The organism is Marinobacter sp. S6332, assembly GCF_023016045.1.
Classification (GTDB): Bacteria; Pseudomonadota; Gammaproteobacteria; order Pseudomonadales; family Oleiphilaceae; genus Marinobacter.
In genome coordinates this window covers 1-14,260 of sequence record NZ_JALKAP010000022.1, presented here as the reverse complement: position 1 = coordinate 14,260, position 14,260 = coordinate 1, and the positions used below count along the sequence as shown (strand labels likewise).

Annotated in this window: 17 protein-coding genes; 9 read left to right on the top strand and 8 right to left on the bottom strand. The window is 55.4% G+C overall.

All coding sequences use genetic code 11. From position 1 onward, the window contains the following. Window positions 1–86 precede the first annotated feature (86 nt). The 4 genes from MWU62_RS18495 to MWU62_RS18480 all read left to right on the top strand — a co-directional run bounded on the left by MWU62_RS18495 (window position 87) and on the right by MWU62_RS18480 (window position 2,652). The gene (locus tag MWU62_RS18495; protein ID WP_247115378.1) at window positions 87–371 is read left to right on the top strand and encodes an IS66 family insertion sequence element accessory protein TnpB; all 285 of its coding nucleotides are present in this window, start codon (window positions 87–89) and stop codon (window positions 369–371) included. Beyond that, window positions 368–712 (top strand): IS66 family insertion sequence element accessory protein TnpB, encoded by a 345-nt coding sequence (tnpB, locus tag MWU62_RS18490; protein WP_247115377.1) that lies wholly within the window; start codon window positions 368–370, stop codon window positions 710–712. Before MWU62_RS18495 ends, tnpB (MWU62_RS18490) begins: the two co-directional genes overlap by 4 nt. A gap of 97 nt (window positions 713–809) precedes the next feature. Further along, the gene (locus tag MWU62_RS18485; RefSeq protein ID WP_247115488.1) at window positions 810–2,393 is read left to right on the top strand and encodes an IS66 family transposase; all 1,584 of its coding nucleotides are present in this window, start codon (window positions 810–812) and stop codon (window positions 2,391–2,393) included. Continuing rightward, a complete protein-coding gene (locus tag MWU62_RS18480) occupies window positions 2,383–2,652 on the top strand; it encodes a hypothetical protein (RefSeq protein WP_247115376.1) in 270 nt (89 codons plus the stop codon). Before MWU62_RS18485 ends, MWU62_RS18480 begins: the two co-directional genes overlap by 11 nt. 544 nt (window positions 2,653–3,196) lie before the next feature. On the opposite strand, the gene MWU62_RS18475 is transcribed toward MWU62_RS18480, so the two are convergent. The 3 genes from MWU62_RS18475 to MWU62_RS18465 form a co-directional block, all read right to left on the bottom strand. Next, complete coding sequence (locus tag MWU62_RS18475; RefSeq protein WP_247116220.1) at window positions 3,197–3,529, bottom strand: tRNA-binding protein; 333 nt, start codon at window positions 3,527–3,529, stop codon at window positions 3,197–3,199. A gap of 21 nt (window positions 3,530–3,550) precedes the next feature. After that, complete coding sequence (locus tag MWU62_RS18470; protein ID WP_247116219.1) at window positions 3,551–4,450, bottom strand: EamA family transporter; 900 nt, start codon at window positions 4,448–4,450, stop codon at window positions 3,551–3,553. Window positions 4,451–4,533: 83 nt separating this feature from the next. Continuing rightward, window positions 4,534–5,265: an AraC family transcriptional regulator gene (locus tag MWU62_RS18465; RefSeq protein ID WP_247116218.1), complete on the bottom strand. Its 732-nt coding sequence runs from the start codon at window positions 5,263–5,265 to the stop codon at window positions 4,534–4,536. A gap of 289 nt (window positions 5,266–5,554) precedes the next feature. Here MWU62_RS18465 and MWU62_RS18460 point away from each other — a divergent pair, with 289 nt between their 5' ends. Then, window positions 5,555–5,719 (top strand): QsdR family transcriptional regulator, encoded by a 165-nt coding sequence (locus MWU62_RS18460; RefSeq protein WP_247116217.1) that lies wholly within the window; start codon window positions 5,555–5,557, stop codon window positions 5,717–5,719. A 67-nt stretch (window positions 5,720–5,786) separates the two neighbouring features. Here the strand turns inward: MWU62_RS18460 and MWU62_RS18455 are convergent, their stop codons facing one another. Next, a complete protein-coding gene (locus MWU62_RS18455) occupies window positions 5,787–6,803 on the bottom strand; it encodes an AraC family transcriptional regulator (protein ID WP_247116216.1) in 1,017 nt (338 codons plus the stop codon). A gap of 120 nt (window positions 6,804–6,923) precedes the next feature. Between MWU62_RS18455 and MWU62_RS18450 the strand changes: the two genes are divergently transcribed. The 4 genes from MWU62_RS18450 (at window position 6,924) to MWU62_RS18435 (ending at window position 11,583) form a co-directional block, all read left to right on the top strand. Beyond that, window positions 6,924–8,933, top strand: coding sequence for an alkyl sulfatase dimerization domain-containing protein (locus MWU62_RS18450; protein WP_247116215.1), 2,010 nt, complete (start codon window positions 6,924–6,926; stop codon window positions 8,931–8,933). Window positions 8,934–8,950: 17 nt separating this feature from the next. Then, window positions 8,951–10,339, top strand: a complete 1,389-nt coding sequence (locus tag MWU62_RS18445; protein WP_247116214.1) for a hypothetical protein — start codon at window positions 8,951–8,953, stop codon at window positions 10,337–10,339. A 168-nt stretch (window positions 10,340–10,507) separates the two neighbouring features. Continuing rightward, window positions 10,508–10,960, top strand: a complete 453-nt coding sequence (locus tag MWU62_RS18440; RefSeq protein ID WP_247116221.1) for a hypothetical protein — start codon at window positions 10,508–10,510, stop codon at window positions 10,958–10,960. Next, window positions 10,960–11,583: an SDR family NAD(P)-dependent oxidoreductase gene (locus tag MWU62_RS18435; protein ID WP_247116213.1), complete on the top strand. Its 624-nt coding sequence runs from the start codon at window positions 10,960–10,962 to the stop codon at window positions 11,581–11,583. Before MWU62_RS18440 ends, MWU62_RS18435 begins: the two co-directional genes overlap by 1 nt. Before the next feature lie 25 nt (window positions 11,584–11,608). Here MWU62_RS18435 and MWU62_RS18430 read toward each other — a convergent pair whose 3' ends face one another. The 4 genes from MWU62_RS18430 to MWU62_RS18415 all read right to left on the bottom strand — a co-directional run bounded on the left by MWU62_RS18430 (window position 11,609) and on the right by MWU62_RS18415 (window position 14,174). Beyond that, complete coding sequence (locus MWU62_RS18430; RefSeq protein ID WP_247115376.1) at window positions 11,609–11,878, bottom strand: hypothetical protein; 270 nt, start codon at window positions 11,876–11,878, stop codon at window positions 11,609–11,611. Continuing rightward, the gene (locus MWU62_RS18425; protein WP_247115488.1) at window positions 11,868–13,451 is read right to left on the bottom strand and encodes an IS66 family transposase; all 1,584 of its coding nucleotides are present in this window, start codon (window positions 13,449–13,451) and stop codon (window positions 11,868–11,870) included. The genes MWU62_RS18430 and MWU62_RS18425 overlap by 11 nt, the downstream gene beginning before the upstream one ends. Window positions 13,452–13,548: 97 nt before the next feature. Beyond that, the gene (tnpB, locus tag MWU62_RS18420) at window positions 13,549–13,893 is read right to left on the bottom strand and encodes an IS66 family insertion sequence element accessory protein TnpB (RefSeq protein WP_247115377.1); all 345 of its coding nucleotides are present in this window, start codon (window positions 13,891–13,893) and stop codon (window positions 13,549–13,551) included. Beyond that, window positions 13,890–14,174 (bottom strand): IS66 family insertion sequence element accessory protein TnpB, encoded by a 285-nt coding sequence (locus MWU62_RS18415; protein ID WP_247115378.1) that lies wholly within the window; start codon window positions 14,172–14,174, stop codon window positions 13,890–13,892. The genes tnpB (MWU62_RS18420) and MWU62_RS18415 overlap by 4 nt, the downstream gene beginning before the upstream one ends. Window positions 14,175–14,260: the final 86 nt, after the last annotated feature.

Below are 14,260 nucleotides of genomic sequence, written 5' to 3'. Positions count from 1 at the left end.
TGTAAGCGTTCATTCCAGGACACCCTGCCACCCCGCTGAATTCCGCCCTACAGTAACCTCTCACTCATCAACACGAGGTTACCCCCATGAGAAAACACCGCACTCCCGAGCAGTGGCAGGCCCTGCTTGATCAGCAGCGTGACAGTGGTTTATCAGCACCACAGTTTTGTCAGCGAGAGGCCATTGGCTATGCCAGTTTCTGCAACTGGCGCAAGCGCCTGTCAGTTGAGCCGGAGAGCGAGACGTCCCACTCTGACAATGCCGGCTTTCTGGATGTGTCCTCATTGATGGGCGCTTCCGCTGGGCCGGGCTGGAATATTGTGTTGAGTCTGGGCAACGGCGTGGAGTTGCGGCTGAGCCAGAACGGATGATCGGTCTGGATAGCCAGGCCCGGATCTGGCTGTGCACGGAACCCACCGACATGCGCAAATCCTTCCGGGGCCTGAGTGCGTTAGTGCGGAATCAGTTGAAGCAGAACCCGCTCAGCGGCCAGTATTTTGTTTTCGTCAATCGCCGCAAGACCCAGATGAAAATGCTGTACTTCACGCCTACCGGGTACTGTTTGTGGGCCAAGCGCCTGGAGCAAGGGCAGTTCCGGGTGCGCCCCTCGTCCTCTGGCCAACGGGCCCTGACCCTGACGGATTTACAGCTACTGATTGACGGTATTGAAGTGCAAAAATACCGTCAGTTCAAGCGTTTTAGAGGGGTATAAAACGCGAGCTTCCGGTATAATATCGGTCATGAATTCAACGGCTTCCGCTCTCCATTCCAACACATCTTCCTCCTCGGCTCTGGCCGAAGAGAACGCCATGTTGCGGGCGCAGCTGGATGCTCAGGCAGACGCGATTCGACAGCTGGCCCGTCAGTTGGACTGGTTCAAAAAACAGCTGTTCGGCCCCAAATCCGAGAAGCAGGTCTATGACCTGCCGGGCCAAGATGATTTGTTCCAGCCCGAAGACGCACCTGCACCGGAGAAGCCTGCCGATGAAGAAAAGCGCACCATCAAAGCCTATCAACGTGGTACCGGTCAAAAACAGCGAGACGACGATTGCCTGAATGACACCGGTCTGCGCTTTACCGCCGATGTGCCTGTGGAAGTGATTGAACACCTGCCCCCGGAGCTGACTGGCCCGCAGGCCGATCAGTACGACATCCTTGGCACCAAAACCACCTACCGACTGGCCCAGTGGGCGTCCAGCTATGTGGTGCTGAAAATCGAACGCCCGGTGTTCCGGCGCAAGGGCAGCGAGAAGCCCATCACCACACCGGCTCCGTTCAATGTATTGGATAACAGCTTGGCCGACGTCAGCCTGTTGGCGGGTTTGCTGGTAGACAAGTTCCAGTTCCATCTGCCGTTGTATCGCCAACACCAGCGCATCCAGCAGGCCGGTGTCACCGTCAGTCGAAGCACCCTGACCAACCTGGTCAAGCGCGCTATTGACCTGTTGCGCCCCATTGTGGATGCCCAGACCGACAACGTTCTGAGAAGCCGAGTGCTGGCGATGGACGAAACACCCATCAAGGCTGGCCACCAGGGCCGGGCGGGCCCGCAAAAAGGCAAAATGAAGTCTGGCTGGTTCTGGCCACTGTACGGCGATGCCGACGAAGTGGTGTTCACCTACTCGAACAGCCGAGGGCGCGCCCATATCGAACAGGTTCTGAACGATCAGTTCAGCGGCACCCTGATCAGTGACGGTTACGCGGCTTATGCCCGCTATGCCGCCACACAACAAAACATCACCCACGCCCAATGCTGGGTGCACAGTCGCCGTTACTTTATTGAGGCGCAGAAGGAGCATCCTGAGAAAGCGACGGAGGCTCTGCAACAGATTGCGAAGCTGTACCAGAACGAAGAAGCTATCAAAACCCAAAGCTTGGCTGGCGAGAAGAAACGCCAGTACCGGCTGAACCACTCGAAACCGGTGGTCAGTGACTTCTTCCAATGGTGCCGGGATCAACTGGAACACGGCGGCCTGCTGCCCAGTGATCCACTGACCAAAGCCCTGAACTACGTGCTCAGCCGGGAAACCAGTCTGACCGTGTTCCTGGAAGATCCGGATGTGCAGCCGGACACCAACCACCTGGAGCGGGCCTTGCGGCCCATTCCAATGGGTAAGAAAAACTGGATGTTCTGCTGGACCGAACTGGGTGCGGAGCACCTTGGCATCATCCAGAGTCTGATCGCCACCTGCAAACTGCACGGCTTGAACCCGTACACTTATCTGGTGGATGTACTGCAACGTATCAGCCAACATCCGGCCCGCGACGTAGTGGATCTGACACCGCGACTCTGGAAAATCCGGTTCGCAAACCAACCGTTACGCTCGCTGATCGACCGACGCCACCCAGATCGACAGAGCCCACAGCCGGAGGCCACCGTCCATGCGCATTGACGACATGAGCATTGATCAACTGCTGGAACTGAACAAATACATCTGCCGGCGCATCGATGAGTTGCAAGATCGGGAAAACCTGCAGGCTCTGAGTCAACTGCGGGTTGGTCTGAAAGTGACCTTCGAAGGTCGGGAGGGTCCGGTGCTGGGGATAGTTACCAAGATCAACCGCAAGAGTGTGATCGTGTTAGGTGACGATGGTGCCCGGCAATACAAGATCTCACCGGGCTTATTACGACCGCTTCGAGATGTGAAGTAAGTCAACTACGTCGCGGAATGAACGCTTACTCATGGCTGACGTACTCCTTACCCTCATGGACGGTGTAAACGGTGTATTCGTATGGCTGGAGTTCATAGCTTTTGGAGAACATGGATTTCAGGGCTTTGAACATAACGGCATCATCTAGGCTCTTGGATTGAGTTGCTTACCGACAACCTAGCACACAACCAAAAAGATCAAAGCGATTGCCTGAGAGCGCGCCCCTGACCCCGTATTAGGTCCATCCAAAATTGAAAAATCCGACTCAAAACCCCGATCTAAATGTGTATAGATTCGAGTGGAGATATAAGCCAACACTGGGGTACGGTGAATGTTCGCTTCGGTCGCTAAGCGAACATTTGCATTGGACGATTACGCAGAGCGTTGCGGCTATTTTGGAGCAGCGAATCGGAGGAAGGTGTATTAGACCACTGCAATGATGAGCTTTCCGCTCACCATTGCCAGCACAAAAGACTTTGTCCCGTTTATCACCATCACTTGGACTCGCATACCGATTGGCCCGCGATGTGAAAGCCGCCGAAACTCAGAACAAGCGTTCCCCGTTATCCACCGGCGCGTCCGGTCTTACCAGAGTAACTGCGCCCTTCTCTGTCTGTACACCAGTGACCAGGCACTCCGACAAAAAGGGACCAATCTGTTTGGGCGGGAAATTAGTGACGGCAAGAACCTGTTTGCCGATGAGCTCCTCTTTGTCATAGAGGTCCGTAAGCTGCGCACTCGACTTACGGATACCAATCTCAGGCCCGAAATCGACTCGTAATTTGTAAGCAGGCTTGCGCGCCTCGGCAAAATCGGTCACTTCAATGATAGTCCCGATCCGCAGTTCAACTTTCTCGAAATCATCCCAAGTAATCATCTCACTGCTCCTTTGACGTGGTTAGTCTATTAACAAATCTTGCTCATCAACCGTCCGGCTTTTCGCACGACCCGCGATCAAAGAACCAATGACGATCAGAATGCTGGCACTCAACACGGCAACCGTAGCCTCGCCGAACCCGGCCAGAATCAACATGATCACTGAAATCAGTGGCGCACTGTATGCGAGGGTTCCCAGTAACTGGATGTTTCCGTGCTTTACACCATGGTCCCAGGTGAAGAATGCTATGCCCACCGGTCCGAGGCCGAGCCCCACCACGCCAATCCATTGAAGTGCGCCTTCTGGCCATACCGTTTCCTCCCACAAAAGGTGGCAAATCAAAGCCAGAATGGCCGTAACACCGCAGAACCAGCCCACGGCATCGGTCGGCACCGAGCGAACCAGTCTGCTGAGCACGGAGTAAGAGGACCAGATCAGCGCGCAAGACAGAGCTACCAAGTAACCCGGCAGGCTCTCCCAGGCAAACCCGTCGGCATTTCGGCTGATCAGCAACCAGCAACCGGCCAGTGCGACCAGGGCCCCAACAATATACTGGGTTCGTAACCTTTCCCCAGGCAGAAATGCCGACAGCAGGACGATGAGCAGTGGCCAAAGGTAGGCCAGAAGGCTGACTTCAACGGCCGGTGCCAATGTCATAGCCTTGAAATAGGCAAAGTGATACCCGAACAAGCCGACGATGCCGATGCACCACGCCAGCGGTGATTGCCTTAAGTACCGCACGCCAGCATGCCCGGCCAGCACCCAACGGCCACACATCAACAGGAAAGCAATGCCGAAGGTCATGGCCATGAGTTGGAACTCCGGAATCTCGCCACCGGAAAGCTTGGTCAGTAGCGCCAGAGTGCCCCATAACAAAACAGAAATGGACCCGATCCAGGTAGCGGCATTGACTGATGCCATGTAACCCTCCTCGAAAAATTCATGAATGATTCCGGGAGAGGGTATCCGGGGTAGCGAGAAGGATCTTTCGAATCCTGGCGGAACTATTTCGAAATACGGCGGAAGTGGCTGGGCGACTTGCCGAAATGGCCTCTGAACCTGTCGCTGAAGGCGGATAGCGACGAGTAACCGACGGCATCCGCCACTCGCTGAATACTGAGTTCTGACTGCTCTAAAAGCCTCCAAGCCTCTTTCATGCGTAACTCTGTGAGATATTGATGCGGGGTCATGCCTACCTGGCGCCGGAACAGATCGTTCAACTGACGAATGCTAAGGTGCGCCAGAGCCGCGGCTTCCGACAAAGATATCGGTTGGCTGAAACGGTCATCGAGAAACTGTTTCGCGGCTTGAACTCTGCGGTCCAGCTTCAACCGGCTGCCATGGCGCTCCTGAAGTAACTGAATCAGCAAAAGTAGCATTTGATGCTGGGTAAAATCAGACTCTGTGCCATTTTGAAGCTGCGCGTGGAGGAATTGGACGTAATGGAGCAGCGCGGGGTCGAGGTCGACGAAACAGGGTAGCTTGTCCAGCGCGGGAGCCAACCCTTCAGGGACGTCTGCGACCAGAAACTGGTTGTCTTCGGTTGCCGCATACCCGTGCCCGCTTCCCGACGGGATGATTGCAGCCCGATGTTGACCAACCTCCCCTTCAGTAGCGTCTACGGACAACGACAAGGCTCCGGCCAAGGGCAGAACCAGTTGATGATGGTCGTGGGAGTGGCTTTTCCCTTCCTCATCATAGCTTCGTATGTGTAGCCCAATATCTGAATGCTTCATGGCACCAGTATAATCGTAAACAACTGAGAATCATCAGAGAATCAAGCTGCAACGGTTCCTGTTTCAATTGCATCGCTGATTAGAGTTTTCCGTGTGCCGGAGTTTCGTTTGCCTATCCCATCGAGTCAGGCTTCCAGAAAATCTTAGACGCGAATGTTCGCTTTTGTTTAGCTGGGCCCTGAGTATGCCTTGGTCGCAAAGCGGACATTCAGGCGGATAGATCCAAACTTTTCCTTGAAGAAAACGGGCCTCTTTTAAGGAATGCCCGCAGTAACGGGGTAGAGCCCCAATGTTCATTGAAGAGCAAAAGCGCCATGCCCTGACGATCAGCCCCGAAACACTGGCATACATCATCATCCACATTGGCGAGTCCTTCCTCTATCCACACCTCAGCGATGGAATAGAGCCAGATCTTGACCGGGCCATGAAAGCAGTTCGCTCGCTACTGCGTTGAGCTTTCGAACTCTCTTGAAAATGGGGTTACAGAAGAACAGCAGGGCAACCTTCGATGAAACGACTGCCTATCGGGGTGCAGTGCGGAAACTGGAAGGCGTCTTTCCGGTCCATCGTTTGAAGGCTTTAGTGAAATTGCTCTGGTCGGAAAAACCCAGCAAATAACAGATATCCGTCAGTGACAGCTCGGGGCGGAGCAGCAGCTCCTGGGCCACTTCACGCTTCGCCTTTTCGAGAAGTTCGCGGAAACCGTGGCCTTCCTTTTCCAGCGCCCGCTGCAACCGGCGGGAACTCATGCCCAATCGACGGGCGATTGTGCTCTGATCAACGTTCCCGTCAATCGTGCCCTCAAGGAGCAGTTTCTGAACCTGGCCGGTGATGGAAAGAGAGTCTGTGCGCTCAAGGTATTCCTTCATCCAGCGGTCGATATTCTGAACGAGCTCCGGATTTGACTGGTAGCAAGGCAAGCGCAATACCTGCTCATCAACCACAAACTTGCAGACCGGCGCATTGAAGAAAACCGGCGCCTCAAAAAACGCCTCAAATTGCGCCCGGAACGCAGACTTATCGTGACTGAAATGAACCTCCTGAGGCCGGAATCTATCCTGAGTAATCTGTTTCAGAATGCGACTGCCACAGGCCATGAAGGCTTCCAGGGCTTCACCCGCCACCGGCATCTGCAGGTGGAAAATTACCTCCAGTGAGTTGTTCTTACCCGGGAGAGTTTCCAGATGGGCAGCACTACTGGCAACGCCGCTGTAACGGCACATTCGCTCGATGGCCTCCCTCGTCGTCTCGCTGAACATCATGGCCAGGCTGAGCCCGCTAAACATATCAGCGCGCGCCAGATCAGCAAGACGGAGGGTAAACAGGGGGTCGGCGCTGTCGCGTGCGGCCAACTCCCATAACTGGGTCATGTGAGCGACCTTGATGCGGCCATTGGGGTTATCAAGATCGCTGCTACCGATACCTGCTTCGCTGAGCAGCTTGTCGGTATCAAGCCCCTTCAGTTTAAAACCGGCAAGGATGAAACGTGCCCAACTGGCAATCGTGGAAAAGTCAGCGACGGGTCGGGTTGTTGTCATTGTCGTAATTCCACCAAAGGTTGGCGGTAATCAACCAGCCTAAGCCTGTCCCGCCCCTATATGATTTTGAATGTGCAACAGAACGATAACACGATCAACGTGACCGGAGCGCATTGATTCATGGAAAAGGTATCGATCCAACGAGGGTTGTCAGCATTAACTGTCGGGTTTTTCGCAGCAATGCTTGGAGCCTGCAGTGATGATTCGGGCAGGGAGCACAAAGAACACTCTCACGGGTCCACGGCGGCTTCAACTTACACAGCGTCGAGTAACCAAAAGGCGACAGAGAGCTTGCACCAGCGCGACACCAGCGACCATGAAGCCGCCAGTCGTGGCTTCATCGGCACTTTTGAGGGTGAGAAATCCATCATAAAGAATAACCATGGCGACATAATATGGGACCTGAACGAGTATGCCTTCATTGACGGCGCATCACCGGACAGCACGCACCCTGGCCTCTGGCGTCAAGCGGGCCTGAACAATCTTCACGGTCTCTTTGAGGTCACCGACCGCATTTTCCAGGTTCGCGGGTTCGATCTGGCGAACATGACGGTCATCCAGGGCGACACCGGACTGATCATCGTTGACCCTCTGACGTCAGAAGAAACCGCTGAGGCAGCGCTCGCGCTGGTTCGGGAACACCTCGGCGATGCGCCCGTGATTGCAGTGATTTTCACCCACAGCCACATCGATCACTTCGCCGGTGCCTGGGGTGTCATCAACCGCCACGATTACGATGCCGGCAAGGTTCGCGTGATTGCCCCTATCGGGTTCATGGACGAGGCCACCAGCGAAAACATCATTGCCGGAACGGCCATGGCCCGGCGAGCCTCGTTTATGTATGGCCGCCGATTGGTAAGGGATCCGCATGGCCATGTAGGCTCCGGCTTGGGCAAGTCCCCGGCTTTCGGCACTTTTGGCATAGCCACACCCACCGAAATTATCGACACCACCGGGCAGCGCCTGAACATCGACGGGCTGGACTTTGTTTTCCAGAATGCACCCGGCTCCGAGGCGCCGGCGGAACTGACCTTCGCCATTCCCGAACTCGCCGCCTACTGCGGTGCCGAAATCGCAACCCGGACCATGCACAATCTTTACACTCTGCGCGGAACGAAAGTCCGGGATGCGCTCAAGTGGAGCGCCTACATCGACGAAATTATCGACCTTTCCGCCGACAGCAACGTCTACTTTGCCAGTCATCACTGGCCTGTGTGGGGTCGCACCGACATCGTTGATTACCTGGAGCTGCACCGCGACACCTACAAGTTTATCCATGATCAGACGGTACGGCTGCTCAACAACGGATTTACGTCCAGGGAGATCGCAGAACGGCTGCAACTGCCGCCGGAGCTGGCTCAGACATTCTCCAATCGCGGTTACTACGGCACCCTGAAGCACAACAGCAAGGCGGTCTATCAGTATTACATGGGTTGGTACGACGCCAACCCCGCCAACCTGGACCCACTGCCACCCGAAGAGGCCGCCAGCCAATACGTTGCGCTTGCCGGTGGTGCTGATGCCCTGCTGGAAAAAGCTCGTGCCGCGTTTGCCGAGGGTAACTATCGCTGGGCGGCTGAGATTCTGAATCACCTGGTCTTCGATGAGCCGGACAACGACTCTGCCAAGACCTTACTCGCCGAAACCTACGATCAGATGGGGTATCAGGCCGAATCCGGCCCCTGGCGAGATGTTTACCTCAGCGGTGCCTACGAATTGCGCCATGGCGCACCCGAAGAACCACTGATGGATATGTCCACCCTACTCGGGATATTGCAGCAAACACCGGTCGAAAAATTCTTTCAGGCCATGTCGGTGCGGCTGAATGCGGAGGACGCCGAGGGCGTTGAGCGGCGCATCGCCATTGTGTTTACCGACCTCGACGAATCCTACCTGCTGACAGTCAAAAACTCCGTCCTGCATGTCCACAAAGATGCCGGCCTGGACCAGGCCGAGTCGACGCTGCGAGTCACCCGGGAGTTGTTTACCCGCCTGCTGATTGGCGAAGTCGGTGTGAGCGAAATGCTGACATCCGATGCCCTGGAACTGGAAGGCAGCACTATTCAACTGGTGCTGTTTCTGTCGCTGTTCGAGACACCGAACAGTGAATTCAACATCGTAGTACCCTAAAGCAAAAGGACCATGACATGACTATGACAACAATGAAAAACAGGTTCCCCGCCAGAGGTCTGCTTCTGGTTGCGGGCACGGCGGCCCTGATGATGGGTTGCAATGGGTCTGATAGTTCTGACACGACCACCGACACGATGGCTTTTTCAGCACCGCCCAGTGATTGCCTCTGGGTTGGGCCTTACGTAAAAGAGAACGAGGGTTTCAACTTCGCTTACCCGGATAGTGGCGCCATCTATTGGTCTGCCGCCTATACGCTCCCTGAGGACGGTGCCTACATCACTCTGGAAGCAGATTTCCCCTACTCCCGATACATGTCGTTCAACAGCTACAGGGCCAACACAACACCGGCCCAATCGTTGACCGACAAAAACATCGTTGCCGAAGCCGGCTCTATCAATCCTTTTATTGATGGCGCTGTTCGCACCGATCCGTCCCGGCGTTATCTGGTCACGGTCAAACCCGGTGACCCGAACGACCCGGCTAACCCGTCTGAAGACAACACACTGTACGATGCAACCAGCGCAGCGAGCGAGGAAGCGGTGCTGATTTACCGCAACTACGTGCCCAACAGCGGTGCCGATCAGACCGGCGATGTGGGACTGCCAAGAGTGACGCTGCACCTGGCCGACGGTAGCACTCTTCAGGGCGAAGAAGCCTGTGCCGCCATGTCTGCCGGCACTGACCCGGGTGGCATTCCATTTGTGCCAGCGGACACTTATGAAACCTTGCGCGCTAACTTCGAGCCAGCCCGGGAAACCCCGGCGTTCAGGGCCACCTATGGAACGCCGTTTCTGTTTCAATGCGACTTCCAGGGCAACTGTGAAAACAATCCCCCACGGAATACGGCCTTCTACGCCAACGCAGATAACCAGTACCTTTACTCGTTCCTGAACCAGGATTTCGGGGAGGTGGTCGTTATCCGCGGGAAAATTCCCGGAATCCCGGAAACGCAAAACGACCAGGACTTTTTCAACGACAACGATCTGCGCTACTGGTCGCTTTGCCAGAACGAATTTTACTCCCAGGCGGTGAAAGAATGCCTGTTTGATGAGCAGGTCACCATTAATCCGGACGGTTTCTACACTATCGTGACCAGCAAGCCCGAGAACCGGCCTGAAAATGCCGATTCGGATTGTGACGTGGGCTACATTCCCTGGCCCGACAGCGGTGACGGTTTCAGCATTGTTGATGGAAGAACCGACGATCTTGATTCCGCGTTTCTGATTTTGAGAAACATGCTGCCGGCCGCCGATTTCGACCAGGCCATCCAGAACACCATGACGGCTGGCGATGAGGCAGAGGTATTGGGTGATTTCATGCCAAAAGCGACTTACATGAGCAAGGCTGAGTTTGAAGCCCTGGGTTGCGAGCCTTATACGTCATTGGCTTACGAGCAGCTGTAAAAAAAGGCCCTGACCACATTTTGAATGTGGTCAGGGCCGCTTCCTATCCTGCCTGAAAACCATTTCCCGCAAAAAACCGGGACAGATCTATTTTCCGCCCAATCCATAACCTCACCGTTTGTGGAAATATCTCGAACCAAGAGCTTTACCAGATCGCAGGACCGGATTTTGCAATCAATTGCCATGTTGAACATCGCCAGCTCGCGGATGTTCTTTGCTATCTCTAACCGAATACGGATAGCCCATATTTGTTCGAGTTTGAGCGGTAGCTTCTGGTCAGGCCTTTTCGCAAAGCGAACCATGTTTTTTGTAGCAACGGATGTAACCAGATCGGCTAACGTCTTGGCGACCCAGAGCGGCAGCAGCATCAAATTCCCAAAGCCGGTGATGCAGTCCCTATACGTCGACCTTCTCTCGGAACCGGACGCGCCTCCGCAGCCGATTCATTTGGGTTTCAGTTCCGGCGTAAACTTTCTGAAGAGTTACCTTAAATCACTGGAAAAAATCGGCGTAAATCATGTGGCGCTAAACCTTCGATTTAACCAAGCTGACATTGAGCCGACGATTCACCGTTTGGCAGACGACTTTTTGCCCGACTTCTCAGCATATGGAGACAACTGATGAAGAAGAAAATTCTGATTACCGGCGCCACCGACGGTATCGGTCTGGAAACGGCCAGGCGCCTTTACGCGGTAGGCCATACTCTGTTGTTGCACGGCCGTAACCGGGAAAAACTGGCAGCAGTCGAGGGGGAGTTGGCCGATAGCGACAGCGCCGGGCAGATCTACACCTACACAGCCGACCTGTCCCGGCTGGCTGAGGTAAAACAACTGGCAGAATCCATTGCACGCGCACACGATCAACTGGATGTCATCATCAACAATGCCGGTGTGCTGAAGGCCCCTGACACGGTGACGCGAGACGGGCTAGACGTGCGGTTTGCAGTGAACACAGTTGCGCCCTATTTGCTGACGCAACGCCTGTTGCCCATACTTGCTCCCGACGCAAGGATCGTCAACTTGTCTTCTGCGGCACAATCGCCGGTGGAGCTAGATGCCCTTGTTGGCAAGAAACGGTTCATGGACGACATGGCCGCCTACGCCCAGAGCAAGCTTGCGTTAACCATGTGGACCAAAGCCCTGGCGGAAGCTGATAGCTCCAGCGGTCACATCATCGTGGCAGTAAACCCTGGCTCCCTTTTGGGCTCAAAAATGGTCAAGGAAGGCTTTGGCATTGCGGGGTAAGCGTTCATTCCGCGACGTAGTTGACTTACTTCACATCTCGAAGCGGTCGTAATAAGCCCGGTGAGATCTTGTATTGCCGGGCACCATCGTCACCTAACACGATCACACTCTTGCGGTTGATCTTGGTAACTATCCCCAGCACCGGACCCTCCCGACCTTCGAAGGTCACTTTCAGACCAACCCGCAGTTGACTCAGAGCCTGCAGGTTTTCCCGATCTTGCAACTCATCGATGCGCCGGCAGATGTATTTGTTCAGTTCCAGCAGTTGATCAATGCTCATGTCGTCAATGCGCATGGACGGTGGCCTCCGGCTGTGGGCTCTGTCGATCTGGGTGGCGTCGGTCGATCAGCGAGCGTAACGGTTGGTTTGCGAACCGGATTTTCCAGAGTCGCGGTGTCAGATCCACTACGTCGCGGGCCGGATGTTGGCTGATACGTTGCAGTACATCCACCAGATAAGTGTACGGGTTCAAGCCGTGCAGTTTGCAGGTGGCGATCAGACTCTGGATGATGCCAAGGTGCTCCGCACCCAGTTCGGTCCAGCAGAACATCCAGTTTTTCTTACCCATTGGAATGGGCCGCAAGGCCCGCTCCAGGTGGTTGGTGTCCGGCTGCACATCCGGATCTTCCAGGAACACGGTCAGACTGGTTTCCCGGCTGAGCACGTAGTTCAGGGCTTTGGTCAGTGGATCACTGGGCAGCAGGCCGCCGTGTTCCAGTTGATCCCGGCACCATTGGAAGAAGTCACTGACCACCGGTTTCGAGTGGTTCAGCCGGTACTGGCGTTTCTTCTCGCCAGCCAAGCTTTGGGTTTTGATAGCTTCTTCGTTCTGGTACAGCTTCGCAATCTGTTGCAGAGCCTCCGTCGCTTTCTCAGGATGCTCCTTCTGCGCCTCAATAAAGTAACGGCGACTGTGCACCCAGCATTGGGCGTGGGTGATGTTTTGTTGTGTGGCGGCATAGCGGGCATAAGCCGCGTAACCGTCACTGATCAGGGTGCCGCTGAACTGATCGTTCAGAACCTGTTCGATATGGGCGCGCCCTCGGCTGTTCGAGTAGGTGAACACCACTTCGTCGGCATCGCCGTACAGTGGCCAGAACCAGCCAGACTTCATTTTGCCTTTTTGCGGGCCCGCCCGGCCCTGGTGGCCAGCCTTGATGGGTGTTTCGTCCATCGCCAGCACTCGGCTTCTCAGAACGTTGTCGGTCTGGGCATCCACAATGGGGCGCAACAGGTCAATAGCGCGCTTGACCAGGTTGGTCAGGGTGCTTCGACTGACGGTGACACCGGCCTGCTGGATGCGCTGGTGTTGGCGATACAACGGCAGATGGAACTGGAACTTGTCTACCAGCAAACCCGCCAACAGGCTGACGTCGGCCAAGCTGTTATCCAATACATTGAACGGAGCCGGTGTGGTGATGGGCTTCTCGCTGCCCTTGCGCCGGAACACCGGGCGTTCGATTTTCAGCACCACATAGCTGGACGCCCACTGGGCCAGTCGGTAGGTGGTTTTGGTGCCAAGGATGTCGTACTGATCGGCCTGCGGGCCAGTCAGCTCCGGGGGCAGGTGTTCAATCACTTCCACAGGCACATCGGCGGTAAAGCGCAGACCGGTGTCATTCAGGCAATCGTCGTCTCGCTGTTTTTGACCGGTACCACGTTGATAGGCTTTGATGGTGCGCTTTTCTTCATCGGCAGGCTTCTCCGGTGCAGGTGCGTCTTCGGGCTGGAACAAATCATCTTGGCCCGGCAGGTCATAGACCTGCTTCTCGGATTTGGGGCCGAACAGCTGTTTTTTGAACCAGTCCAACTGACGGGCCAGCTGTCGAATCGCGTCTGCCTGAGCATCCAGCTGCGCCCGCAACATGGCGTTCTCTTCGGCCAGAGCCGAGGAGGAAGATGTGTTGGAATGGAGAGCGGAAGCCGTTGAATTCATGACCGATATTATACCGGAAGCTCGCGTTTTATACCCCTCTAAAACGCTTGAACTGACGGTATTTTTGCACTTCAATACCGTCAATCAGTAGCTGTAAATCCGTCAGGGTCAGGGCCCGTTGGCCAGAGGACGAGGGGCGCACCCGGAACTGCCCTTGCTCCAGGCGCTTGGCCCACAAACAGTACCCGGTAGGCGTGAAGTACAGCATTTTCATCTGGGTCTTGCGGCGATTGACGAAAACAAAATACTGGCCGCTGAGCGGGTTCTGCTTCAACTGATTCCGCACTAACGCACTCAGGCCCCGGAAGGATTTGCGCATGTCGGTGGGTTCCGTGCACAGCCAGATCCGGGCCTGGCTATCCAGACCGATCATCCGTTCTGGCTCAGCCGCAACTCCACGCCGTTGCCCAGACTCAACACAATATTCCAGCCCGGCCCAGCGGAAGCGCCCATCAATGAGGACACATCCAGAAAGCCGGCATTGTCAGAGTGGGACGTCTCGCTCTCCGGCTCAACTGACAGGCGCTTGCGCCAGTTGCAGAAACTGGCATAGCCAATGGCCTCTCGCTGACAAAACTGTGGTGCTGATAAACCACTGTCACGCTGCTGATCAAGCAGGGCCTGCCACTGCTCGGGAGTGCGGTGTTTTCTCATGGGGGTAACCTCGTGTTGATGAGTGAGAGGTTACTGTAGGGCGGAATTCAGCGGGGTGGCAGGGTGTCCTGGAATGAACGCTTACA